Annotated in this window: 20 protein-coding genes; 13 read left to right on the top strand and 7 right to left on the bottom strand. The window is 64.0% G+C overall.

Going from position 1 to position 21,159, the window contains the following annotated elements; genetic code table 11:
* Positions 1-213 precede the first annotated feature (213 nt).
* The 3 genes from CKW37_RS09620 to CKW37_RS09630 all read left to right on the top strand — a co-directional run bounded on the left by CKW37_RS09620 (position 214) and on the right by CKW37_RS09630 (position 3,220).
* Positions 214-1,062: a glycine betaine ABC transporter substrate-binding protein gene (locus CKW37_RS09620; RefSeq protein ID WP_095155467.1), complete on the top strand. Its 849-nt coding sequence runs from the start codon at positions 214-216 to the stop codon at positions 1,060-1,062.
* Between the two features lie 191 nt (positions 1,063-1,253).
* On the top strand, positions 1,254-1,565 hold the full coding sequence (locus CKW37_RS09625) for a DUF485 domain-containing protein (protein ID WP_095155468.1): 312 nt from the start codon (positions 1,254-1,256) through the stop codon (positions 1,563-1,565).
* A complete protein-coding gene (locus CKW37_RS09630) occupies positions 1,562-3,220 on the top strand; it encodes a cation acetate symporter (RefSeq protein WP_095155469.1) in 1,659 nt (552 codons plus the stop codon). The genes CKW37_RS09625 and CKW37_RS09630 overlap by 4 nt, the downstream gene beginning before the upstream one ends.
* Positions 3,221-3,292: 72 nt before the next feature.
* Here the strand turns inward: CKW37_RS09630 and CKW37_RS09635 are convergent, their stop codons facing one another.
* Positions 3,293-3,451 carry a DUF3309 family protein gene (locus CKW37_RS09635; protein WP_175652484.1) on the bottom strand — a complete coding sequence of 53 codons (159 nt, stop codon included), beginning with the start codon at positions 3,449-3,451 and terminating at the stop codon, positions 3,293-3,295.
* 225 nt (positions 3,452-3,676) lie between these two features.
* On the opposite strand from CKW37_RS09635, the gene CKW37_RS09640 reads away from it, so the two are divergent.
* The 3 genes from CKW37_RS09640 (at position 3,677) to csrA (ending at position 5,191) form a co-directional block, all read left to right on the top strand.
* Positions 3,677-4,492 carry an SDR family oxidoreductase gene (locus CKW37_RS09640; RefSeq protein WP_095155471.1) on the top strand — a complete coding sequence of 272 codons (816 nt, stop codon included), beginning with the start codon at positions 3,677-3,679 and terminating at the stop codon, positions 4,490-4,492.
* A 48-nt stretch (positions 4,493-4,540) separates the two neighbouring features.
* Positions 4,541-4,876, top strand: a complete 336-nt coding sequence (locus CKW37_RS09645; RefSeq protein WP_095155472.1) for a YnfA family protein — start codon at positions 4,541-4,543, stop codon at positions 4,874-4,876.
* Between the two features lie 129 nt (positions 4,877-5,005).
* A complete protein-coding gene (gene csrA / locus CKW37_RS09650; RefSeq protein ID WP_095155473.1) occupies positions 5,006-5,191 on the top strand; it encodes a carbon storage regulator CsrA in 186 nt (61 codons plus the stop codon).
* 9 nt (positions 5,192-5,200) lie between these two features.
* Here the strand turns inward: csrA and CKW37_RS09655 are convergent, their stop codons facing one another.
* The 5 genes from CKW37_RS09655 to mnmC form a co-directional block, all read right to left on the bottom strand.
* On the bottom strand, positions 5,201-5,428 hold the full coding sequence (locus tag CKW37_RS09655; RefSeq protein WP_095155474.1) for a YheU family protein: 228 nt from the start codon (positions 5,426-5,428) through the stop codon (positions 5,201-5,203).
* 114 nt (positions 5,429-5,542) lie between these two features.
* On the bottom strand, positions 5,543-6,730 hold the full coding sequence (locus CKW37_RS09660) for an osmoprotectant NAGGN system M42 family peptidase (protein ID WP_095155475.1): 1,188 nt from the start codon (positions 6,728-6,730) through the stop codon (positions 5,543-5,545).
* 14 nt (positions 6,731-6,744) lie between these two features.
* The gene (gene ngg / locus CKW37_RS09665; RefSeq protein ID WP_095155476.1) at positions 6,745-8,490 is read right to left on the bottom strand and encodes an N-acetylglutaminylglutamine synthetase; all 1,746 of its coding nucleotides are present in this window, start codon (positions 8,488-8,490) and stop codon (positions 6,745-6,747) included.
* A gap of 3 nt (positions 8,491-8,493) precedes the next feature.
* Positions 8,494-10,281, bottom strand: a complete 1,788-nt coding sequence (locus tag CKW37_RS09670; protein WP_095155477.1) for an N-acetylglutaminylglutamine amidotransferase — start codon at positions 10,279-10,281, stop codon at positions 8,494-8,496.
* A 179-nt stretch (positions 10,282-10,460) separates the two neighbouring features.
* On the bottom strand, positions 10,461-12,452 hold the full coding sequence (mnmC, locus tag CKW37_RS09675; RefSeq protein WP_095155478.1) for a bifunctional tRNA (5-methylaminomethyl-2-thiouridine)(34)-methyltransferase MnmD/FAD-dependent 5-carboxymethylaminomethyl-2-thiouridine(34) oxidoreductase MnmC: 1,992 nt from the start codon (positions 12,450-12,452) through the stop codon (positions 10,461-10,463).
* Between the two features lie 136 nt (positions 12,453-12,588).
* Between mnmC and pap the strand changes: the two genes are divergently transcribed.
* Both pap and CKW37_RS09685 read left to right on the top strand, forming a co-directional pair.
* Positions 12,589-14,082, top strand: coding sequence for a polyphosphate:AMP phosphotransferase (pap, locus tag CKW37_RS09680; RefSeq protein ID WP_095155479.1), 1,494 nt, complete (start codon positions 12,589-12,591; stop codon positions 14,080-14,082).
* Positions 14,083-14,236: 154 nt separating this feature from the next.
* Positions 14,237-15,193: a DMT family transporter gene (locus CKW37_RS09685; RefSeq protein ID WP_095155480.1), complete on the top strand. Its 957-nt coding sequence runs from the start codon at positions 14,237-14,239 to the stop codon at positions 15,191-15,193.
* A gap of 1 nt (position 15,194) precedes the next feature.
* On the opposite strand, the gene CKW37_RS09690 is transcribed toward CKW37_RS09685, so the two are convergent.
* A complete protein-coding gene (locus tag CKW37_RS09690; RefSeq protein WP_095155481.1) occupies positions 15,195-16,589 on the bottom strand; it encodes a class II fumarate hydratase in 1,395 nt (464 codons plus the stop codon).
* Between the two features lie 160 nt (positions 16,590-16,749).
* On the opposite strand from CKW37_RS09690, the gene CKW37_RS09695 reads away from it, so the two are divergent.
* The 5 genes from CKW37_RS09695 (at position 16,750) to CKW37_RS09715 (ending at position 21,101) form a co-directional block, all read left to right on the top strand.
* Positions 16,750-17,277, top strand: coding sequence for a DUF2059 domain-containing protein (locus tag CKW37_RS09695; protein ID WP_095155482.1), 528 nt, complete (start codon positions 16,750-16,752; stop codon positions 17,275-17,277).
* 12 nt (positions 17,278-17,289) lie between these two features.
* On the top strand, positions 17,290-17,589 hold the full coding sequence (locus CKW37_RS09700) for a BolA family transcriptional regulator (protein ID WP_095155483.1): 300 nt from the start codon (positions 17,290-17,292) through the stop codon (positions 17,587-17,589).
* Positions 17,590-17,704: 115 nt separating this feature from the next.
* Positions 17,705-18,640, top strand: coding sequence for a rhodanese-related sulfurtransferase (locus CKW37_RS09705; protein WP_095155484.1), 936 nt, complete (start codon positions 17,705-17,707; stop codon positions 18,638-18,640).
* A gap of 3 nt (positions 18,641-18,643) precedes the next feature.
* Positions 18,644-19,276 (top strand): DsbA family protein, encoded by a 633-nt coding sequence (locus CKW37_RS09710; protein ID WP_095155485.1) that lies wholly within the window; start codon positions 18,644-18,646, stop codon positions 19,274-19,276.
* Positions 19,269-21,101 (top strand): ABC transporter ATP-binding protein, encoded by a 1,833-nt coding sequence (locus CKW37_RS09715; protein ID WP_095155486.1) that lies wholly within the window; start codon positions 19,269-19,271, stop codon positions 21,099-21,101. The genes CKW37_RS09710 and CKW37_RS09715 overlap by 8 nt, the downstream gene beginning before the upstream one ends.
* Positions 21,102-21,159: the final 58 nt, after the last annotated feature.

Genomic DNA, 21,159 nt, shown 5'->3' on the forward strand with positions numbered 1-21,159 from the left:
GCTGGCAAACTGGTGTCGTTTCTCGATGTTTCGAGGTCGCTGACAGAGCAGGTCCACCACGAGCCGGGGTTGATGATGGGCGCATCAGTACTCCGCTGATGCTCTCTCGGTCCAGGCAACGAGGCGTGATGGGGGCGCCGTGCACCAGAACAAGACGTGGTCCGACCGGCGTCGGGCGCATGACTATCCGTGACGTGACAAGGGGAAGCTTTGATGAAAATGCGACGACTCCTGGGGGCGGGCACCGCCCTGGTATTGGCAATGAGCGCCGTGACGGCGATGGCCAAGGAAGTGAGCATCGGCTATGTCGATGGCTGGTCCGACAGTGTGGCAACCACCCATGTGGCCGCGGAGGTCATCAAACAGAAGCTGGGCTATGACGTGAAACTCATGCCCGTGGCGACCGGGATCATGTGGCAGGGCGTCGCCACCGGCAAACTCGACGCCATGCTCTCGGCCTGGCTGCCCGTCACTCACGGGGAATACTGGACCAAGAACAAGGACAACGTCGTCGACTACGGCCCCAACTTCAAGGACGCCAAGATCGGCCTGATCGTGCCGGAATACGTCAAGGCGCAGTCAGTCGCCGACCTCAAGACCGATGACAGCTTCAAGAAGAAAATCGTCGGCATCGACGCCGGTTCCGGCGTGATGATCAAGAGCGAACAGGCGATCAAGGACTACGACCTCACCGGCTACAAACTGCAGGCCAGTTCCGGCGCGGCGATGACCGCTGAACTGGGCCGTGCCTATGCCAAGCAGCAGTCCATCGCCGTCACCGGCTGGGTACCGCACTGGATGTTCGCCAAGTGGAAACTGCGCTTCCTCGAAGACCCCAAGGGCGTGTACGGCGCCGCGGAAACCGTCAACAGCATCGGCAGCAAGGAACTGGCGACCAAGGCGCCGGAAGTGGCGGAGTTCCTGAAGAAGTTCTCCTGGCAGTCGAAAGACGAAATCGGCGAGGTCATGTTGGCCATTCAAGAGGGCGCCAAGCCCGATGCCGCCGCGAAGGATTGGGTCGCCAAACACCCCGAACGCGTTGCCGAGTGGGTCGGCAAATAATGGCTTGATGCCTCTATCCTGAGCCTTCCAGGGCCGCCCCCGGTTTATCCGGTGGGCGGCCCTTCTGTTTACGGACCTTTACCGAGTTTGCAAAAGACTTTTACATCTAAGACTAAGGTCGTCTGGAGTGCGTTCATAGGCAGCATAAAGTGGAGTCGTTCTATCTAATCTGTGCTGCGAGGACAAAAACAATGAACGACAGCATTTACCTATCGATACAAAACAGCCCGCGGTTCAAGGAGCTGGTTTCAAAACGTGAACGATTCGCCTGGATTCTCTCGGCAATCATGCTCGGTCTCTATTCTGCTTTCATCCTTCTGATTGCCTACGGTCCCCAACTGCTGGGAACCAAGATCAGCCCTGACTCTTCGATTACCTGGGGTATTCCCCTGGGCGTGGGACTGATCCTGTCAGCCTTCATCCTCACCGGTATCTATGTGCGTCGCGCCAACGGTGAATTCGATGAGCTGAACAACGCAATCCTCAAGGAGGCTCAGCAATGATCCGGCGTCTACTGGCAACCCTGGCCATCGGCGCGTTCGCACCCGCCGTCTGGGCCGCCGACGCCCTGACCGGCGCGGTACAGAAACAACCGCTGAACGTTGCGGCGATCCTCATGTTCGTCGCCTTCGTTGGCGCCACCCTGTGCATCACCTACTGGGCTTCGAAAAAGAACAACTCGGCGTCCGACTACTACGCGGCCGGCGGCAAGATCACCGGTTTCCAGAACGGTCTGGCGATTGCCGGTGACTACATGTCCGCGGCGTCCTTCCTGGGTATTTCCGCCCTGGTGTTCACTTCCGGCTACGACGGCCTGATCTACTCGATCGGCTTCCTGGTCGGCTGGCCGATCATCCTCTTCCTGATCGCCGAACGCCTGCGCAACCTGGGTAAATACACCTTTGCTGACGTGGCGTCCTATCGCCTCGGCCAGAAAGAAATCCGCACCCTGTCGGCCTCCGGCTCGCTGGTGGTGGTGGCGTTCTACCTGATCGCGCAAATGGTCGGTGCCGGCAAGCTGATCCAGCTGCTGTTCGGTCTGGACTACCACGTTGCGGTCATCCTGGTCGGTATCCTGATGTGCCTGTACGTGCTGTTCGGCGGCATGCTGGCGACCACCTGGGTACAGATCATCAAGGCAGTGCTGCTGCTCTCCGGTGCCAGCTTCATGGCGCTGATGGTGATGAAGCACGTCAACTTCAACTTCAGCGAACTGTTCTCCCAGGCCATCGCCGTTCACCCTAAAGGTGAAGCGATCATGAGCCCTGGCGGTCTGGTGAAAGATCCGATCTCGGCGTTCTCGCTGGGTCTGGCGCTGATGTTCGGTACTGCTGGCCTGCCACACATCCTGATGCGCTTCTTCACCGTGAGCGACGCCAAAGAAGCTCGCAAATCGGTGTTCTACGCCACTGGCTTCATCGGCTACTTCTACATCCTGACCTTCATCATCGGCTTCGGCGCGATCCTGCTGGTCAGCACCAACCCGGCCTTCAAGGACGCTGCAGGTGCCTTGCTGGGCGGTAACAACATGGCGGCGGTGCACCTGGCCAACGCCGTGGGCGGCAGCATCTTCCTCGGCTTCATCTCGGCAGTGGCCTTCGCCACCATCCTGGCGGTGGTTGCCGGCCTGACCCTGGCAGGCGCTTCGGCGGTATCCCACGACCTGTACGCCAGCGTATGGCGCAAGGGCAAAGTCAACGATAAGGATGAGATCCGCGTTTCGAAGATCACCACCATCGCCCTGGCGGTGCTGGCCATCGGCCTGGGTATCCTCTTCGAAAGCCAGAACATCGCGTTCATGGTGGGCCTGGCGTTCTCCATCGCCGCGAGCTGCAACTTCCCGGTACTGCTGCTCTCGATGTACTGGAAGAAGCTGACCACCCGTGGCGCCATGATCGGCGGCTGGATGGGCCTGATCAGCGCCGTGGCCCTGATGGTCCTCGGCCCGACCATCTGGGTACAGATCCTGCACCACGAGAAACCGATCTACCCGTACGAGTACCCGGCACTGTTCTCCATGCTGATTGCTTTCGTCGGTATCTGGTTCTTCTCGATCACCGACAAGTCCAAGGCGGCCGACGAAGAACGCGCACTGTTCTTCCCGCAGTTCGTCCGTTCGCAGACCGGCCTGGGCGCCAGCGGTGCGGTTTCGCACTGATCGACCCGGCAATAAAAAAGACAGCCCTCGGGCTGTCTTTTTTTTGCCTGCGGGAGGCGGTTCAGACGCGGGTCATATGTAGCCGAGCAAGAGCAATATCAACAGGACGATCAGCACGGTACCGATGATGCCCGATGGTCCGTAGCCCCAGCTTCTGGAGTGCGGGAATACCGGAAGGCCACCGATCAGCAGCAGGATCAGGATGATGATTAGAATTGTGCCCATGACGATTCCTCTGGTTTCGGTCGGATGGGCAGACCTGGCTTTCAGGCCCGCTTGTAATTGCGACTCCTGCCGTGAGGGAAAAGTTTAATTAACCTCACGTTTTGCCTCTTGGAGAGCCCCGCAATTCACGCCTTTTTTTGCCCGTGCCATTCAGCAACCTGATACCGCGTGGGCCGGCGCAGAGCCTTCGCTACACTGGCCTTCACCGTCAAGCACACAAGGCAGCTGGCTATGCAGAACCGCATGATGATCACTGGCGCGGGATCCGGACTGGGTCGTGAAATTGCCCTGCGCTGGGCCCGTGAGGGCTGGCGTCTGGCATTGAGCGATGTCAGCGAGGAAGGCCTCAAACAGACCCTGGCGCTGGTCCGCGAGGCCGGCGGCAGCGGCTTTATCCAGCGCTGCGATGTCCGCGACTACAGCCAGTTGATCGCCCTGGCCCAGGCCTGCGAAGAACACTTCGACGGCATCGATGTGATCGTCAACAACGCCGGCGTGGCTTCGGGCGGGTTCTTCGCCGAGCTGTCGCTGGAGGACTGGGACTGGCAGATCGCGATCAACCTCATGGGCGTGGTCAAGGGCTGCAAGGCGTTCTTGCCGCTGCTGGAGCGCAGCAAGGGGCGGATCATCAATATCGCGTCCATGGCCGCGCTGATGCAGGGCCCGGCGATGAGCAACTACAACGTCGCCAAGGCCGGCGTGGTGGCGTTGTCCGAGAGTCTGCTGGTGGAACTGCGGCAACTCGACGTGGCGGTGCATGTGGTCTGCCCGTCGTTCTTCCAGACCAACCTGCTGGACTCTTTCCGCGGCCCGACGCCGGCGATGAAGGCCCAGGTCGGCAAGTTGCTGGAAAGCTCGCCGATCAGCGCCACCGATATCGCCGAGTACATCTACCAGCAGGTCGCTCGCGGCCAGTTCATGATCCTGCCGCACGAGCAGGGCCGGATGGCCTGGCAACTCAAGCAGCACAATCCGCAGGCGCTCTACGACGAAATGGCGAGCATGGCGGAGAAAATGCGCGCCAAAGGCCGTCAGCCACAATCCTGAGCGGCGGCATCGGGTATCCTCGGCGCTTTGCCAGCCTTGGGGATACCTGTGGTCAATTACCTGTTGTTCTTCCTCGCGGCGGTGTTCGAGATCGCCGGTTGCTACGCCTTCTACATGTGGCTGCGCCTGGGCAAGAGCGCCTGGTGGATCGCCCCGGCGCTGCTCAGCCTGACCCTCTTCGCCCTGCTGCTGACCCGTGTCGAGTCGGCTTACGCCGGGCGTGCCTATGCCGCCTATGGCGGAATCTATATCGTCACTTCATTGCTCTGGCTGGCGCTGGTGGAGCGCGGCCGGCCGCTGGGCAGCGACTGGATCGGCGGGTTGCTCTGTGTGGCGGGTGCGACGGTCATCCTGCTGGGGCCGAGGTTCCACAGCGCGGGCTGATCTTGTGGGAAGAATGTGTAGGGCATTTCCGTTAGTCGCGTAGGTCGTCTCTCTTTCAAGATCAGACCATTGAAGCGGACTACCCCGACAGCCAGTCTCCGAATTCACCTTGAAATGGAGGATTCGGGAATGTTGGTTATAGGACGTGAAATAGGCGAGGTCATCAACATCGGCGACGACATCAAGCTCAAGGTTCTGGCCGTGGATGGCGGGACCGTGCGTTTCGGTATCAGCGCGCCGCGTGATGTCGAGATTCATCGCGCGGAGATCTACAAGCGCCTGGCCGAGCAACTGGAGAAGGAGGCGGCCAGTTGAGCCGTCGGGTCAGTCGAGCAGTTCCTTGGGCACATCGTGCTTGGCCAGCAACTGGCACTGCTGGCTTTCGAGGTCGAAGAGGATGAATGCCTGACCCTTGGCCAGCGCCTGGCGAACCCGCAGTACGCGGGTTTCCAGCGGGGTGTCGTCGCCGTTGTCGGTGCCTTCGCGGGTGACGAAATCCTCGATCAGGCGGGTCAGGGTCTCGGCTTCGAGTTGGTCGTAGGGGATCAGCATCTGGAGCAGGCCTTGGGGGAGGGGGATGGCACATGCTACCTGTGTTTGTTCTTTCGGGCCTCATCGCTGAAGTGTCGGGCCGCCGAACCGCAGCGATGAGGCCCTCAATTCAACTCACTGATCCCGCCTGCCCAGCACCTCCTCGACCGCCGGCACCCGCGTATCACTCTCCATCTGCGCGTCATGCTCAAGCTGATGACTGAACCGCTCCAGTGAACTCCCCGCCGGCTGCGAGTCGGCGGCGAACACCGGTGGGCTCAGCAGGTACGCGCCCAGCAATCGGCTCAGCGCCGCGAGGCTGTCGATATGGGTGCGTTCATAACCGTGAGTCGCGTCGCAACCGAAGGCCAGCAGCGCGGTGCGGATATCGTGCCCAGCGGTGATCGCCGAGTGGGCGTCGCTGAAGTAGTAGCGGAACAGGTCGCGCCGCACCGGCAGGTTGTGTTCATGGGCCAGGTGCAGCAGGTGCCGCGACAGGTGGTAGTCGTAAGGCCCGGAAGAATCCTGCATCGCCACGCTCACGGCGTGTTCGCTGGAGTGCTGGCCGGGCGCGACCGGGGCGATGTCGATGCCGACGAATTCACTGACATCCCAGGGCAGGGCGCCCGCTGCACCGGAGCCGGTTTCTTCGGTGATGGTGAACAGCGGATGGCAGTCGATCTGCGGCTGCTGGCCGCTTTCGACAATGGCCTTGAGCGCCGCCAGCAATGCCGCGACGCCGGCTTTGTCATCCAGGTGCCGGGCGCTGATATGGCCGCTTTCGGTGAACTCGGGCAAGGGATCGAAGGCGACGAAATCACCGATGTTGATCCCCAGCGACTCGCAGTCGGCGCGGGTCGCGCAGTAGGCGTCCAGGCGCACTTCGATGTGCTCCCAGCTCACCGGCATCTGGTCGATGGCGGTGTTGAAGGCATGTCCGCTGGCCATCAGCGGCAGCACACTGCCGCGCAACACGCCGTTGTCGGTGAACACGCTGACCCGGCTGCCTTCGGCGAAACGGCTCGACCAGCAACCCACCGCCGCCAGGCCCAGGCGGCCGTTGTCTTGCAGGTTGCGTACGCTGGCGCCGATGGTGTCCAGGTGCGCGGAGACGGCGCGGTCCGGGGAGTTCTTGCGGCCCTTGAGGGTGGCGCGGATGGTGCCGCGGCGGGTCAGTTCGAAAGGGATGCCCAGTTCTTCAAGGCGCTCGGCGACATAGCGCACGATGGTGTCGGTAAAGCCGGTGGGGCTGGGGATCGCGAGCATTTCCAGCAGGACTTTCTGCAGGTAGTTCAGGTCCGGTTCGGGTAGTGGGGCGGGCATACGCACTCCTTGGTTCATGGCGTGGGCCGGCTGTGGGGAAACAGCAGGTCGACGAAACGTTCGGCAGTGGGTTGAGGTTCGTGGTTGGCGAGGCCAACGCGTTCATTGGCTTCGATGAACACGTACTCCGGCTGATCGGCGGCGCGGACCATCAGGTCCAGCCCGACCACCGGGATATCGAGGGCGCGGGCGGCCTGGATCGCGGCGTCGACCAGGGTCGGGTGCAATTGCACGGTGACGTCTTCAAGGCAGCCGCCGGTGTGCAGGTTGGCGGTGCGGCGGACCGCCAGGCGCTGCCCGGCGGGCAGCACGCTGTGGTAGTCGAGGCCGGCGGCGTGCAGGGTGCGCGCGGTTTCGTCGTCCAGCGGGATGCGGCTTTCGCCAGCGGTTGCGGCCTGGCGTCGACGGCTCTGGGCTTCGATCAACGCGCCGATGCTGTGCAGGCCATCGCCGATCACCTCGGCCGGGTGGCGGATCGCCGCAGCCACCACTTCGAAACCGATCACCACGATGCGCAGATCGAGTCCTTCGTGGAAACTTTCCAGCAGCACCCGGCTGTCGAAGCGACGGGCCTGTTCGATGGCGTGGTTGAGTTCGTCGAGACTGCTCAGGTTGACGGCAACGCCGTTGCCCTGTTCGCCATCCACCGGCTTGACCACCACCGCGCCGTGGTCTTCGAGGAAGGCCAGGTTGTCATCGGCGCTGCCCGCCAGTTGCTGGGCCGGCAGCTTCAGGCCGGCGGCTGCGAGGGTCTTGTGGGTCAGGTGTTTGTCCTGACAGAGGGTCATGCTGACGGCGCTGGTCAGGTCGCTCAGCGACTCGCGGCAACGCACCCGGCGCCCACCATGGATCAGGGTGAACAGCCCGGCATCGGCATCATCCACCTGCACATCGATGCCGCGGCGATAAGCTTCCTCGACGATGATCCGCGCGTAGGGATTGAGTCCGGCTTCGGGACCGGGCCCGAGGAACAGCGGCTGGTTGATGCCGTTCTTGCGCTTGACCGCGAAGGTCGGCAGGTTGCGGAAGCCGAGCTTGGCGTAAAGGCGCTTGGCCTGGCGGTTGTCGTGCAGCACCGAGAGGTCGAGGTGGCTGAGCCCGCGGCTCATGAAGTGCTCGATCAGGTGGCGCACCAGCACCTCGCCGACACCTGGCCGGGTGGTGTTCGGGTCCACCGCCAGGCACCAGAGGCTGCTGCCCAGCTCCGGGTCGTCGAAGGCCTTGTGGTGGTTCAGGCCCATGACGCTGCCGATCACCGCGCCGCTGTCTTCGTCCTCGGCCAGCCAGTACACCGGCCCGCCGAGATGACGCGGGGTCAGCAGGGCGGTGTTCACCGGCAGCATGCCGCGGGTCAGGTACAGCGTGTTGATCGCTTGCCAGTCCTCGTCGCTCTGCGCGCGGCGGATGCGGAAACCACGGAACACCCGCTGCGCCGGGCGGTAGTCGCTGAACCACAGGCGCAGGGTGTCGGACGGATCGAGGAACAGTTGCTGCGGCGCCTGGGCCAGCACTTGTTGCGGGGCGGCGACATAGAGCGCGATATCGCGCTCGCCGGGTTGTTCTTCGAGCAGCGCGGCGGCCAGCAGGGCCGGCTCGGAATAGGTGTGGCCGACCAGCAACCGGCCCCAGCCGCAATGCAGGGCGCGGGGCTCGTCGCTGGGTTCGTTGCCGTCACCGGCCAGGCGCGCCTGCAGCCGTTCATAGGACGGCACCTGGCCGCGCAGCAAGCGTTGGCCGTAGGCGGAAGTGTGAGGCTTCATCGGTCAGATTCCTTGTTCGCTGAGCCACAGGTTGAGGGCCGCCAGTTGCCACAGTTTCGAACCGCGCAATGGTGTGAGCTGGCCATGCGGGTCGCTCAGCAGGCGGTCGAGCATCGCCGGGTTGAACAGGCCGCGATCCTGGCTAGGGTCGAGCAGCAATTCGCGCACCCAGTCCAGGGTCGCGCCTTGCAGATGCTTGAGGCCGGGCACCGGGAAATAGCCTTTCTTGCGGTCGATCACTTCGCTTGGGATGACCAGCCGCGCAGCTTCCTTGAGCACTTGCTTGCCGCCGTCGGGCAGCTTGAAGCGCGCCGGAATCCGCGCCGACAGCTCGACCAGGCGGTAATCGAGGAACGGCGTGCGCGCTTCCAGGCCCCAGGCCATGGTCATGTTGTCGACCCGCTTGACCGGGTCATCCACCAGCATCACCGTGCTGTCCAGGCGCAGCGCCTTGTCCACCGCCTCGCGGGCGCCGGGCTGGGCGAAGTGCTCGCGGACGAAATCACCGGCGGCGTCGTGCTCCAGCAGCCAGGGCAGTTGCACGGTGTCGCGGTATTCGTCGTGGCTGCGGTCGAAGAACGCGGCGCGGTAAGCCGCCAGCGGGTCCTGCGCGCCATCCACCTGCGGATACCAGTGATAACCGGCGAACAGCTCGTCGGCGCCCTGGCCGCTCTGCACCACCTTGCAGTGCTTGGCCACTTCCCGCGACAGCAGGTAGAAGGCGATGCAGTCGTGGCTGACCATCGGCTCGCTCATGGCCCGGAAGGCCGCGGGCAACTGGGTGATGATCTCGCGTTCGTCGATGCGCAACTGGTGGTGACGGGTGCCGTAGTGTTTGGCGATCAGGTCGGAGTATTGGAATTCGTCGCCGCGTTCGCCGCCGGCGTCCTCGAAGCCGATGGAGAAGGTCGACAGGTCCTCGACCCCGGCCTCGCGCAACAAGCCCACGAGCAGACTGGAATCGACGCCGCCCGAGAGCAGCACGCCAACATCGACGGCCGCGCGCTGACGGATCGCCACCGCCTCGCGGGTGCTGTCCAGAACGCGGTCGCGCCAGTCTTCCAGGCCCAGGTCCTGTTCATCGGTGTGGGGCCCGTAATGCAGGCTCCACCACTGTTGCTGCTGGCTGCGGCCCTGGGCGTCGATACGCATCCAGGTGGCTGGCGGCAGTTTCTCGATATTCGCCAGCAGGGTGCGGGGTGCTGGCACCACGGCATGGAAGTTCAGGTAGTGATTGAGCGCTACCGGGTCCAGCACCGGGTCGATATCGCCGCCTTTCAACAGGGCCGGCAAGGTCGAGGCGAAACGCAGGCGTTCGTTGGTCCGCGACAGGTACAGCGGCTTGACGCCGAGGCGGTCGCGGGCGAGGAACAGTTGCTGGCGGTCGCGCTCCCAGATCGCCAGGGCGAACATGCCGTTCAGCCGTGGCAGAAGCTGTTCGCCCCAGGCGTGATAGCCCTTGAGCAGCACTTCGGTGTCGCCGCCGGAATAAAAGACGTAGCCGAGGCTTTCCAGCTCGCTGCGCAGTTCCGGGAAGTTGTAGATGGCACCGTTGAAGGCCAGCGACAAGCCCAGTTGCGCATCGACCATGGGCTGGGCCGAGCCATCGGACAGGTCCATGATTTTCAGGCGACGATGGCCCAGGGCGATCGGCCCCTGGCTGTGGAAGCCCCAGGCGTCGGGGCCGCGAGGTGCCAGGTGATGGGTTATCCGTTCAACCGCGGCGAGGTCCGCCGGGCGCGAAGGGGTGGCTACAGGGGTGAAACGAAACTCTCCAGCTAATCCGCACATAAGTCCTTACCGGTTTTGCCGTTGGGGAAGGTGCCCGAAAGGTGGGCACTCAGAAACTGACCGGTGCGAATCCTGGGAGTTTTAGATCGATATGGAATAAGTGGAAATGCCGGACCGAGACAACTCCGCCTGCGCCCGACCTCGCCCCCGGTAGGCGCGAGCTTGCTCGCGAAGCTCGTTTACCTCCCGCTACCGCGCTTCAATTCCCGCAACATGAACCGATTCGGATGACAGGCCTCCGCCAGTTCCCGCGGCACCGGCAGTGCATCGCCGTTGATCCACGCCGCCACCAATTCCCCGCACAACGGCGCGGTAATCAGCCCGCGAGAACCGTGTCCGCTGTTCACATAAAGCCCCTCCAGCCACGGGCAGTCCGCCTCGGGAACCTGCCGGGCGTTCTTCGCCAGGGCCGCATAGGTCGCGGCGAACCTCGGCGCATCCGCCACCGGCCCCACCAGCGGCAGGTAATCCGGGGTGGTACAGCGAAACGCTGCGCGGCCTTCCAGTCGCTGCGGGTCCTGGTGTTCGATATCCAGCCGCTCGGCCAGATCGGCGGAGATCTCCCGCAGCAGCTCCAGGTTGCTGTGATGTTCCTCGGCGGTCGGGGTCAGGTCGGTGCTGTGGAAATCGAAGCTGGCGCCGAGGGTATGTTCGCCATGCCGCGACGGCGCGACATAGCCGTCGGCGCAGACCACGGTGTTCAGCGCCTGGCTGGCGGCGGTGACCGGCAGGCGGGTGATCTGCCCGCGTATGCGCTTGAGCGGCAAGCCGGCGCAGCCTTCGAAGCGCTGGATATCGGCGGCACCGGCCAGCACCACCACCGGCGCCGAGGCCAGCAGCCGCTCGCCGTCCCAGGCTTGCCAGAGGCCATCGACCTTGCGCAGTTGCAGCACGTCATGGTGGGTGAGCAGGCGGATATTGGGCTGCGCGGACTGCCAGCGGCAGAGTGCCGGCGGATGTACCCAGCCGCCTTCCGGGTAGAACAGCCCGCCGCTGGCCAGGGCCACGCCGGCCACGGCCTCGGCCTGCTGGCGGTCCAGGCGTTGCAGCAGCTCATCGTCGAAGGCGCCGGCCAGGACGGCCTGGCGCTGGTCTTCCTTGTCGTCGAAGGCCAGTTGCAGCACGCCGCAATCGTCCCAGTCGGTGCCGCGCTGCAAGCGCTCCAGCAGACGCCGGGTATGGCCGAAGCCGCTGACGATCAGTTGCGAGAGCAGGGTGCCGTGGGCCGACAGTTTCAGGTACAGCACGCCCTGCGGATTGCCCGAGGCTTCCTGCGCCGGGCCGGCGTGACGTTCCAGCAGCTCGACCTGCCAGCCGCGCGCGGCGAGGCTCGCGGCACTGGCGCAACCGGCCAGCCCGGCACCGATCACCAGCGCCTGTTGCGGGCCGGACAGCGCCGGCGGTCGGCGATACCAGGGCGCCACGGGAGCCGGGGCGGGCTGATCCTCCGGCCAGCCTTCGAAGCGTCCGCGCAGCACTTCCCACTTCTTGCCGATGCCGGGAATGCGCTTCATCTTGAAGCCCACCGCGATCAGCGCCCGGCGCACCCAGCCGGTGCTGGTGAAGGTGCCCAGCGTGGTGCCGGGCACGGAAAGCCGGCCGACCTGGGCGAACAGCTCCGGGGTCCACATGTCGGGGTTTTTCGCCGGGGCGAAGCCATCGAGGAACCAGGCGTCGACCTGACCGTCCAGTTTGCCGAACTGCTCGCTGGCGTCACCGATCATCAGGGTCAGGCTGACCCGGCCGTTATCGAAGAGGAAGTGCTGGTAACCCTCGTGCACCGCGACGTATTGCTGCAGTAGCGGCTCACTGAAGGTTGTCAGTTCCGGCCACAGCGCCAGGGCGCGGCGCAGGTCGTCGCGGCTGAGGGGAAACTTCTCGGCGCTGATGAAATGCAGGCGGCTATCGGCGGGCGCGTGTTGCTCGAACAACTGCCAGGCGCAGAAAAAATTCAGGCCGGTGCCGAAGCCGGTTTCGCCGATGGTCAGGCCGCTTCCCGGCGCCAGGGCCTTGAGGCGCTCGCGCAGGTCGTTCTGCTCGATGAACACGTGCTCGGTTTCCGCCAGGCTCTGGTCCTTGGAGAAATAGATGTCGTCGTACTGCCGCGAATGCGGTCGGCCTTGTTCGTCCCAGTCGATCTGGGCGTGGCGTGGGGCGGGGGTGTCGGTCATGGCGGGCTCGGCTACAGCGGATGGCGCATTCTAGCTGATCGCCCGGCGGCCGTTTGACCTGGCGCAAGCTCGCGCACGGCAGCGACAAAATCGATGGCGATCCGCTAGTCTTGCTTATCCAAGAAGGGAGCCTGGTATGTTTGAATCCGCTGAAATCGGTCACGCGATCGACAAAGAAACCTACGACGCCGAAGTGCCCGCCCTGCGCGAGGCGCTGCTCGAAGCGCAGTTCGAACTCAAGCAGCAGGCACGTTTCCCGGTCATCGTGCTGATCAACGGCATCGAGGGCGCTGGCAAGGGCGAGACGGTCAAGCTGCTCAACGAATGGATGGACCCACGGCTGATCGAGGTGCGCACCTTCGACCAGCAGAGCGATGAAGAACTGGCCCGGCCACCGGCCTGGCGCTACTGGCGGGCACTGCCGGCCAAGGGGCGGATGGGCGTGTTCTTCGGCAACTGGTACAGCCAGATGCTGCAGGGGCGGGTTCATGGCCAGTTCAAGGACGCGGTGCTGGACCAGGCCATCAGCGGCGCCGAGCGCCTGGAGCAGATGCTCTGCGATGAAGGCGCGCTGATCTTCAAGTTCTGGTTCCACCTGTCCAAGAAACAGATGAAGGGGCGGCTCAAGGCGCTCAAGGCTGACCCGCACAGCCGCTGGATGATCAGCCCGCTGGACTGGCAGCAGTCGGAAACCTACGACCGCTTCGTGCGCTTCGGAGAGCGGGTGCTGCGTCGCACCAGCCGCGACTATGCGCCATGGCATGTGATCGAAGGCTCGGACCCGCATTACCGCAGCCTGGCGGTCGGGCGGATTCTGCTGGAGGGTCTGCAAAACGCCCTCAAGACCGAAGGCACGATCAAGCAGCCCACCCACATTGCCCCGCTGGGCGAGAGCATCGACCAGCTCAGCCTGTTGGACAGCCTCGACCTGAGCGTGCGGCTGGACAAGAACGACTACCAGGACCAACTGCTCAGCGAGCAGGCACGCCTGGCCGGGCTGCTGCGCGACAAGCGCATGAAGCACCATTCGCTGGTGGCGGTGTTCGAAGGCAATGACGCGGCGGGCAAGGGCGGGGCGATCCGCCGGGTGGCCGCGGCGCTGGACCCGCGTCAGTACCGCATCATTCCCATCGCCGCACCGACCGAGGAAGAACGCGCGCAGCCGTATCTGTGGCGCTTCTGGCGGCACATTCCGGCACGCGGCAAGTTCACCATCTTCGACCGTTCCTGGTACGGGCGGGTGCTGGTGGAGCGGGTCGAGGGCTTCTGCACGCCGGCCGACTGGATGCGCGCCTACGGCGAGATCAACGATTTCGAAGAGCAGTTGAGCAATGCCGGCGTGGTGGTGGTGAAGTTCTGGCTGTCCATCGACCAGCAGACCCAACTGGAGCGCTTCCAGGAGCGCGAGCAGATCCCGTTCAAGCGCTTCAAGATCACCGAGGAAGACTGGCGCAACCGCGACAAATGGGACCTGTATGCCAACGCGGTGGGCGATATGGTCGACCGCACCAGCACCGAAATCGCCGCCTGGACCCTGGTGGAAGCCAACGACAAGCGCTGGGCCCGGGTGAAAGTACTGCGCACCATCAACGACGCGCTGGAAGCGGCGTTTCGCAAACACAAGAAATAGATAGCGGCTTGGGGGAGCTGGTTGGCCAGCTCCCGCGAGAAGCCCCGGCCTTTTGAAGGGGCGCGATGTCCTTTCTGGACCAGCACCGCACCGGGTCCAGCTGTCAGTGTGTTGCCATACACCCAACCACCACCCCGGGTTATCGAGGCCATCAATGCATATCTCTTCCGGACGCTGGGGCTATGGTCTGTTCCTGGCGCTGTTGACGGCCCTGCTGTGGGGCATTCTTCCGGTCAAGCTCAAGCAGGTCCTGCTGGTCATGGACCCGATCACCGTCACCTGGTATCGCCTGCTGGTCTCCGGCGGGCTCTTGTTCGCGTGGCTGGCGGCAACCCGCCGGCTGCCGTCGTTCGCGCCGCTGGGGCGACGCGGCAAGCTGTTGGTGGCGGTCTGCACCTTCGGCCTGGTGGGCAATTACGTGCTTTATCTCATCGGCCTGAAGTTGGTCAGCGCCGGCACCGCGCAATTGGTGGTGCAGGTGGGGCCGGTGTTGTTGCTGATCGGCAGCGTGTTTCTGTTCAAGGAGCATTTCAGTGCCGGGCAGGGTGTCGGTCTGGCCCTGTTGCTGGCGGGTTTCGGGCTGTTCTTCAACCAGCGGCTGGAGGAATTGCTGACCTCACTCAGCGCCTACACCACCGGCGTGCTGGTGATTCTGCTGGCGTCGACGATCTGGGTGTTCTACGCCCTCGGCCAGAAGCAACTGCTGACGGTGTGGAATTCCATGCAGGTGATGATGGTGATCTACCTGTGCTGCGCGCTGTTGCTGACGCCTTGGGCGCATCCGCTGGAGGTGCTGCAACTGACGGCGCTGCAAGGCTGGCTGCTGCTGGCCTGCTGCCTGAACACCCTGGTTGCCTACGGCGCGTTCGCCGAGGCGCTGGCGCACTGGGAGGCTTCGCGGGTCAGCGCGACCCTGGCGCTCACGCCGTTGGTGACGTTCGTCGCCGTGGCGCTGGCCGCGTGGTTGTGGCCGGATTATGTAACCGCCGAGCAGATCAACGGCCTCGGGTATGCCGGTGCGTTGGTGGTGGTGCTGGGGTCGGCGCTGACCGCCCTGGGACCGTCGATCAGCGCCGGCTGGCGAGCCAGGCGCGCACGCCTGGCCCGTTGACTCAGCCCTTGCCACCCGCCTCGAGCATCTGCTCGGGGCGGACCCACTCATCGAACTGGGCGTCGGTCAGGTAACCCAGCGAGAGTGCCGCTTCGCGCAGGGTGGTGCCTTCGCTGTAGGCCTTCTTGGCGATTTCCGCCGCCTTGTCGTAGCCGATGTGCGGGTTCAGCGCGGTGACCAGCATCAGCCCGCGTTCCAGGTGCGCGGCCATCTGTTGCGGGTCCGGCTCGATGCCGGCGACGCAGTGCTGCTGGAAGTTGCGGCAGCCGTCAGCCAGCAGCTCGATGGATTGCAGCAGGTTATGAATGATCACCGGCTTGAACACGTTCAACTGCAAATGGCCCTGGCTCGCCGCGAAGCTGATCGCGGTGTCGTTGCCGAGCACTTGGCAGGCCAGCATCGACAGCGCCTCGCACTGGGTCGGGTTGACCTTGCCGGGCATGATCGAGCTGCCCGGTTCGTTGGCCGGCAAGCGCACCTCCTGAAAGCCGGCGCGGGGGCCGGAACTGAGCAGGCGCAGGTCGTTGGCGATCTTCATCAGCGCCACGGCCAGGGTTTTCAGGCCGCCGGCGAGGCTGGTCAGCGGTTCATGCCCGGCCAGCGCGGCGAACTTGTTCGGTGCGGTGACGAACGGTAGCCCCGACAGCGCCGCCAGTTCCGCCGCGATGGCCTCGGCGAAACCGTGTGGCGCATTGAGGCCGGTGCCCACCGCCGTGCCGCCCTGGGCCAGTTCGCAGACCGCCGGCAATGCCGAGCGGATGGCCCGCTGGGCGTAGTCGAGCTGGGCGACCCAGGCCGAGACTTCCTGGCCGAAGGTGATCGGCGTGGCGTCCATCATGTGGGTGCGCCCGGTCTTGACCAGGTGCATGTGCCGCGCCGACAGCTCCGCCAGGCCCGCGGACAGTTCGGCGATCGCCGGCAACAGATTGGCGTGCACCGCCTGGGCGGCGGCGATGTGCATGGCGGTGGGGAAGCAGTCGTTGGAGCTCTGCGAGCGGTTGACGTGGTCGTTGGGGTGCACCGGATCCTTGCCGCCGCGGCCCTTGCCGGCCAGTTCGTTGGCGCGGCCGGCGATCACTTCGTTGACGTTCATGTTGCTCTGGGTGCCGCTGCCGGTCTGCCAGACGACGAGCGGGAACTGGTCATCGTGCTGGCCGTCGAGCACTTCGTCGGCGGCCTGTTCGATCAGTCGGGCGATCGCTGCGGGCAGGTCGCCGTTGCGGTCGTTGACCCGCGCAGCCGCTTTTTTAACCAGCGCCAGGGCGTGCAGCACCGCCAGCGGCATGCGTTCCTTGCCGATGGCGAAGTTGATCAGGGAACGTTGCGTCTGGGCGCCCCAGTAAACGTGGTCCGGAACTTCGACCGGTCCGAGGCTGTCAGTTTCGATACGGCTCATGCGCTACCCACTCCTTATGCAAGATGCAAGGTCTGACAAAGCAGTTTAGGCCCTGATGACGCGGGCCGGTTCCATAGTCTCTCGTACTATTGAGCAGATGCTCCCGTCGGCGCAGAATGCTCTACGCTGGAAACACTCACTTACTCTTTAAGGAATTTCGATGACCCGTCTTCGCGCCCTCTGCACGGCTGTCGCGCTGGTTTGCGCCAGCGGCCAGGTTTTCGCCGATGCCGCCAGCCACGCTGCCAATGCCGAGAAATTCCTCGTGCTGGCGCACGCCGACAAGCTCGGAACCCCGGTCTACATGCAGGTTCAGCAGATGTTCGGTCAGCGCTTCGAGCAGACCAAAGCTCCTGCTTCGAAGAAATCCGTGCTCGACAGCTACCAGGCCAAGGCCAACGCTGCGCTGGATAACGCCATCGGCTGGAACAAGCTCAAGCCAGACATGATCAAGCTGTACACCAGCAACTTCACCGAGAGCGAACTGAAAGACCTGGTGGCCTTCTACCAGTCGCCACTGGGCAAGAAAGTCCTGGAAACCATGCCTCGTGTGACCCAGCAATCGGCCCAACTGACCCAGCAGAAGCTGGAAAGCGCGGTGCCGGTGGTCAACAAGCTGCTGGATGACATGACCAAGGAACTCGACCCGAACGCCGGCAAAGCCGCCGCTCCAGCCAAGAAGCCGTAAGCGGGGCCGTTCATGTCGATGCAGCAGAAAATCGAACAGAGCCTTCAAGCACTGGCCCCCCAGCACCTGCAGGTGCTGGACGAGAGCCACATGCACAGCCGTGGCGTGGACACCCACTACAAGGCGGTGCTGGTCAGTGAGCAATTCGAAGGCCTGAACAGCGTCAAGCGGCACCAGAAGGTCTACGCCACCCTCGGCGACCTGATGGGCCAGTTCCATGCGCTGGCGTTGCACACCTACACCCCGCAGGAATGGGAAAAAGTCGGCAGCGCGCCGGCGTCGCCCACCTGCGCCGGAGGCAGCAAGCACTGATTTCAAATTCAGGTTTTGCTAGAATCCGCACCCGCGCCGCTTGTCGGCGCGTTTTTATTTGTATTTTTTGACCCGGTCCGCCCTTTACGAGGGTGACCACTGGAGAGTTGCAAGCATGACCCAATCCATTGTCGTGGCGGCGCTGTACAAGTTCGTCACCCTCGAAGACTACGTCGAGCTGCGCGAGCCGCTGCTGGCCTGCATGGAAGCCAACGGTGTCAAAGGCACCCTGCTGCTGGCCGAAGAAGGCATCAACGGCACGGTTTCCGCCACCCGCGAAGGCATAGATGGCCTGTTGACGTGGCTGCGCAATGACCCGCGCCTGGTGGATGTCGACCATAAAGAGTCGTACTGCGACGAACAGCCGTTCTACCGCACCAAGGTCAAGCTGAAGAAAGAGATCGTCACCCTGGGCGTGCCAGGTGTGGACCCGAACAAGGCGGTCGGCACCTACATCGAGCCCCAGGACTGGAACGCCATCATCAGCGACCCGGAAGTCCTGCTGATCGATACCCGCAACGATTACGAAGTGGCCATCGGCACCTTCGAAGGTGCGATCGATCCGAAGACCACGTCCTTCCGCGAGTTCCCCGACTACATCAAGGCCAACTTCGACCCGTCGCGGCACAAGAAGGTCGCCATGTTCTGCACCGGTGGCATCCGTTGCGAAAAGGCCTCCAGCTATATGCTCGGTGAGGGTTTCGAAGAGGTCTATCATCTTAAAGGCGGGATCCTGAAATACCTTGAAGAGGTGCCTCAGGAGCAGAGCAAGTGGCAGGGCGACTGCTTCGTCTTCGACAACCGGGTCACCGTGCGTCACGACCTCAGTGAAGGCGACTACGACCAGTGCCACGCCTGCCGCCACCCGATCAACGCCGACGAGCGGGCCTCGGAGCACTATTCGCCAGGTATCAGTTGCCCGCATTGCTGGGACAGCCTGAGCGAGAAGACGCGCCGCAGCGCCATCGACCGGCAGAAACAGATCGAACTGGCCAAGGCCCGCAACCAGCCGCACCCGATCGGGTTCAACTACCGCAAAGCCGAGGTGTGATTCATGACCGCTCGCCTGCTCTACGTCATGGACCCGATGTGCTCCTGGTGCTGGGGATTCGCCCCGGTGGCCAGCGCCTTGATCGCCCAGGCCGGGCAGGCGGGGGTTGAAACCCATCTGGTGGCTGGCGGCCTGCGCAACGGCAGTTCGCCGCTGGATGCTTCGACGCGGCGCTATATCCTCGAACACTGGCAGGCGGTCAACGAGGCCACCGGCCAGCCGTTCCAGCTCGAGGGCGCGATGCCGGAAGGCTTCGTCTACGACACCGAGCCGGCCTGCCGCGCGCTGGTCACCGCTCGCAGCCTTGATCCGCAAGCGGTCTGGCCGCTGCTCGGGCTGATCCAGCAGGCGTTCTACCAGCATGGCGAAGACGTCACCCTGGCGCCGAAGCTGGTGGAACTGGCCGAACAGGCCGGGTTCGACCGCGCGCGTTTCTCCGCAGCCTTCACCAGTCCCGAGCAGCGCAGTGCCACTGCCGCCGATATCACCTGGGTCCAGGACCTGGGCATCGCCGGATTCCCCACCCTGCTGGCCGAGCGCAACGGCCAGCTTGCCTTGCTGACCAACGGCTACCAGCCGCTGGAAGCCCTCGAACCGTTGCTGGGTCGCTGGCTGGAGCGGGCCGCTTATGCTTGATCTGCCAGGCTCGCCCGACCCGGTCCCCGGGCCTGCGGCGGCGCCCGCCGATCGCTTGAGCTGGGCGGAAATCCGCCGCCTGGCCCTTCATCACAAAAAAGCCTTGTGGACCGCCAACGGTGTTGCCGTACTGGCGGCGCTGTGCAGCGTGCCGATTCCGCTGTTGCTGCCATTGCTGGTGGACGAAGTGCTGCTGGGTCACGGCGATGCAGCGCTGAAGTGGATGAACCAGTTGCTGCCGGCCAACTGGCAGGTGGCGGCCGGCTATATCGGCCTGATGTTGGCGTTCACCCTGACCCTGCGCTGCTCCGCCCTGGCCTTCAACGTGGTCCAGGCCAAGCTGTTCGCCGGGCTGGCCAAGGACATCGTCTACCGCTTGCGTATCCGCCTGATCGAGCGCTTGAAGCGGATTTCCCTGAGCGAATACGAAAGCCTCGGCAGCGGCACGGTCACCACGCACCTGGTGACCGACCTGGACACCGTGGACAAATTCGTCGGCGAAACCCTCAGCCGCTTCCTGGTGGCGGTGCTGACCCTGACCGGCACTGCGGCGATCCTGATCTGGATGCACTGGCAACTGGCGCTGCTGATCCTGCTGTTCAATCCGTTGGTGATCTTCGCCACGGTGCAGTTGGGCAAGCGGGTCAAGCACCTGAAGAAACTGGAAAACGACAGCACCGCGCGGTTCACCCAGGCGCTGACCGAAACCCTCGATGCGATCCAGGAAATCCGCGCCGGCAACCGCCAGGGCTATTTCCTCGGCCGCCTCGGTCTGCGCGCCCAGGACGTACGCAACTACGCGGTGGCCTCGCAGTGGAAGAGCGATGCGAGCAGCCGCGCCAGTGGCCTGCTGTTCCAGTTCGGTATCGATATCTTCCGCGCGGCGGCGATGCTTACCGTGCTGTTCTCCGACCTCAGCATCGGCCAGATGCTCGCGGTGTTCAGTTACCTGTGGTTCATGATCGGCCCGGTTGAGCAGTTGCTGAACCTGCAATACGCCTACTACGCGGCGGGCGGCGCGCTGAGCCGGATCAACGAGCTGCTCGCACGGGCCGACGAGCCGCAGTTCCCCGGCGGCACCGATCCCTTCCAGGGCCAGACCACCGTGGGCATCGAGGTGCGCGGGTTGCGCTTCGGCTACGGCGAGGAGCCGGTGCTGGACCAGTTGAACCTGTCCATCGCCCCCGGCGAGAAGGTTGCGATCGTCGGCGCCAGCGGCGGCGGCAAAAGTACCCTGGTGCAGCTGTTGCTGGGCTTGTACAGCGCTCAGGCCGGCAGCATCCGTTTCGGCGGCGCGACCCTGCAGGAGATCGGTCTGGAAACCCTGCGCGAGAATGTCGCGGTGGTGCTGCAGCACCCGTCGCTGTTCAACGACACGGTACGCGCCAACCTCACCATGGGCCGCGATTGTTCCGATGACGCCTGCTGGCAGGCGTTGGCCATCGCCCAACTGGACGAAACCATTGGCGCCTTGCCCCAAGGGCTGGACAGCGTGGTCGGCCGTTCGGGCGTGCGCTTGTCCGGTGGCCAGCGCCAGCGTCTGGCGATTGCGCGGATGGTCCTGGCCGAGCCCAAGGTGGTGATTCTCGACGAGGCCACTTCGGCCCTCGACGCGGCGACTGAATACAACCTGCATGTCGCCTTGACGCGCTTCCTCAGTGCCCGCACCACGCTGATCATTGCCCACCGCTTGTCGGCGGTGAAACAGGCCGATCGCGTGCTGGTGTTCGACGGTGGTCATGTGGCCGAGGATGGTGGCCATCAGCAGCTGATCGCCGAGGGCGGCCTGTACGCCAAGCTCTATGGGCATTTGCAGCAAAGCTGATAGCGACATCATGTAGTGCGGTGTCAGAAATCTCTTATTGCCATGAAGGCAAATGGCC

The organism is Pseudomonas sp. Irchel 3E13 (assembly GCF_900187455.1).
Classification (GTDB): domain Bacteria; phylum Pseudomonadota; class Gammaproteobacteria; order Pseudomonadales; family Pseudomonadaceae; genus Aquipseudomonas.

What these genes read in the sequence shown, in the direction of transcription:
- CKW37_RS09705 (WP_095155484.1), top strand. Translation starts at nt 17,705, where the DNA reads ATGACCCAATCCATTGTCGTGGCGGCGCTGTACAAGTTCGTCACCCTC.
- pap (WP_095155479.1), top strand. Translation starts at nt 12,589, where the DNA reads ATGTTTGAATCCGCTGAAATCGGTCACGCGATCGACAAAGAAACCTAC.
- csrA (WP_095155473.1), top strand. Translation starts at nt 5,006, where the DNA reads ATGTTGGTTATAGGACGTGAAATAGGCGAGGTCATCAACATCGGCGAC.
- CKW37_RS09640 (WP_095155471.1), top strand. Translation starts at nt 3,677, where the DNA reads ATGCAGAACCGCATGATGATCACTGGCGCGGGATCCGGACTGGGTCGT.
- CKW37_RS09625 (WP_095155468.1), top strand. Translation starts at nt 1,254, where the DNA reads ATGAACGACAGCATTTACCTATCGATACAAAACAGCCCGCGGTTCAAG.
- mnmC (WP_095155478.1), bottom strand. Translation starts at nt 12,452, where the DNA reads ATGACCGACACCCCCGCCCCACGCCACGCCCAGATCGACTGGGACGAA.
- CKW37_RS09670 (WP_095155477.1), bottom strand. Translation starts at nt 10,281, where the DNA reads ATGTGCGGATTAGCTGGAGAGTTTCGTTTCACCCCTGTAGCCACCCCT.
- CKW37_RS09660 (WP_095155475.1), bottom strand. Translation starts at nt 6,730, where the DNA reads ATGCCCGCCCCACTACCCGAACCGGACCTGAACTACCTGCAGAAAGTC.
- CKW37_RS09715 (WP_095155486.1), top strand. Translation starts at nt 19,269, where the DNA reads ATGCTTGATCTGCCAGGCTCGCCCGACCCGGTCCCCGGGCCTGCGGCG.
- CKW37_RS09695 (WP_095155482.1), top strand. Translation starts at nt 16,750, where the DNA reads ATGACCCGTCTTCGCGCCCTCTGCACGGCTGTCGCGCTGGTTTGCGCC.
- CKW37_RS09700 (WP_095155483.1), top strand. Translation starts at nt 17,290, where the DNA reads ATGTCGATGCAGCAGAAAATCGAACAGAGCCTTCAAGCACTGGCCCCC.
- CKW37_RS09655 (WP_095155474.1), bottom strand. Translation starts at nt 5,428, where the DNA reads ATGCTGATCCCCTACGACCAACTCGAAGCCGAGACCCTGACCCGCCTG.
- CKW37_RS09710 (WP_095155485.1), top strand. Translation starts at nt 18,644, where the DNA reads ATGACCGCTCGCCTGCTCTACGTCATGGACCCGATGTGCTCCTGGTGC.
- CKW37_RS09685 (WP_095155480.1), top strand. Translation starts at nt 14,237, where the DNA reads ATGCATATCTCTTCCGGACGCTGGGGCTATGGTCTGTTCCTGGCGCTG.
- CKW37_RS09620 (WP_095155467.1), top strand. Translation starts at nt 214, where the DNA reads ATGAAAATGCGACGACTCCTGGGGGCGGGCACCGCCCTGGTATTGGCA.
- CKW37_RS09630 (WP_095155469.1), top strand. Translation starts at nt 1,562, where the DNA reads ATGATCCGGCGTCTACTGGCAACCCTGGCCATCGGCGCGTTCGCACCC.
- CKW37_RS09690 (WP_095155481.1), bottom strand. Translation starts at nt 16,589, where the DNA reads ATGAGCCGTATCGAAACTGACAGCCTCGGACCGGTCGAAGTTCCGGAC.
- ngg (WP_095155476.1), bottom strand. Translation starts at nt 8,490, where the DNA reads ATGAAGCCTCACACTTCCGCCTACGGCCAACGCTTGCTGCGCGGCCAG.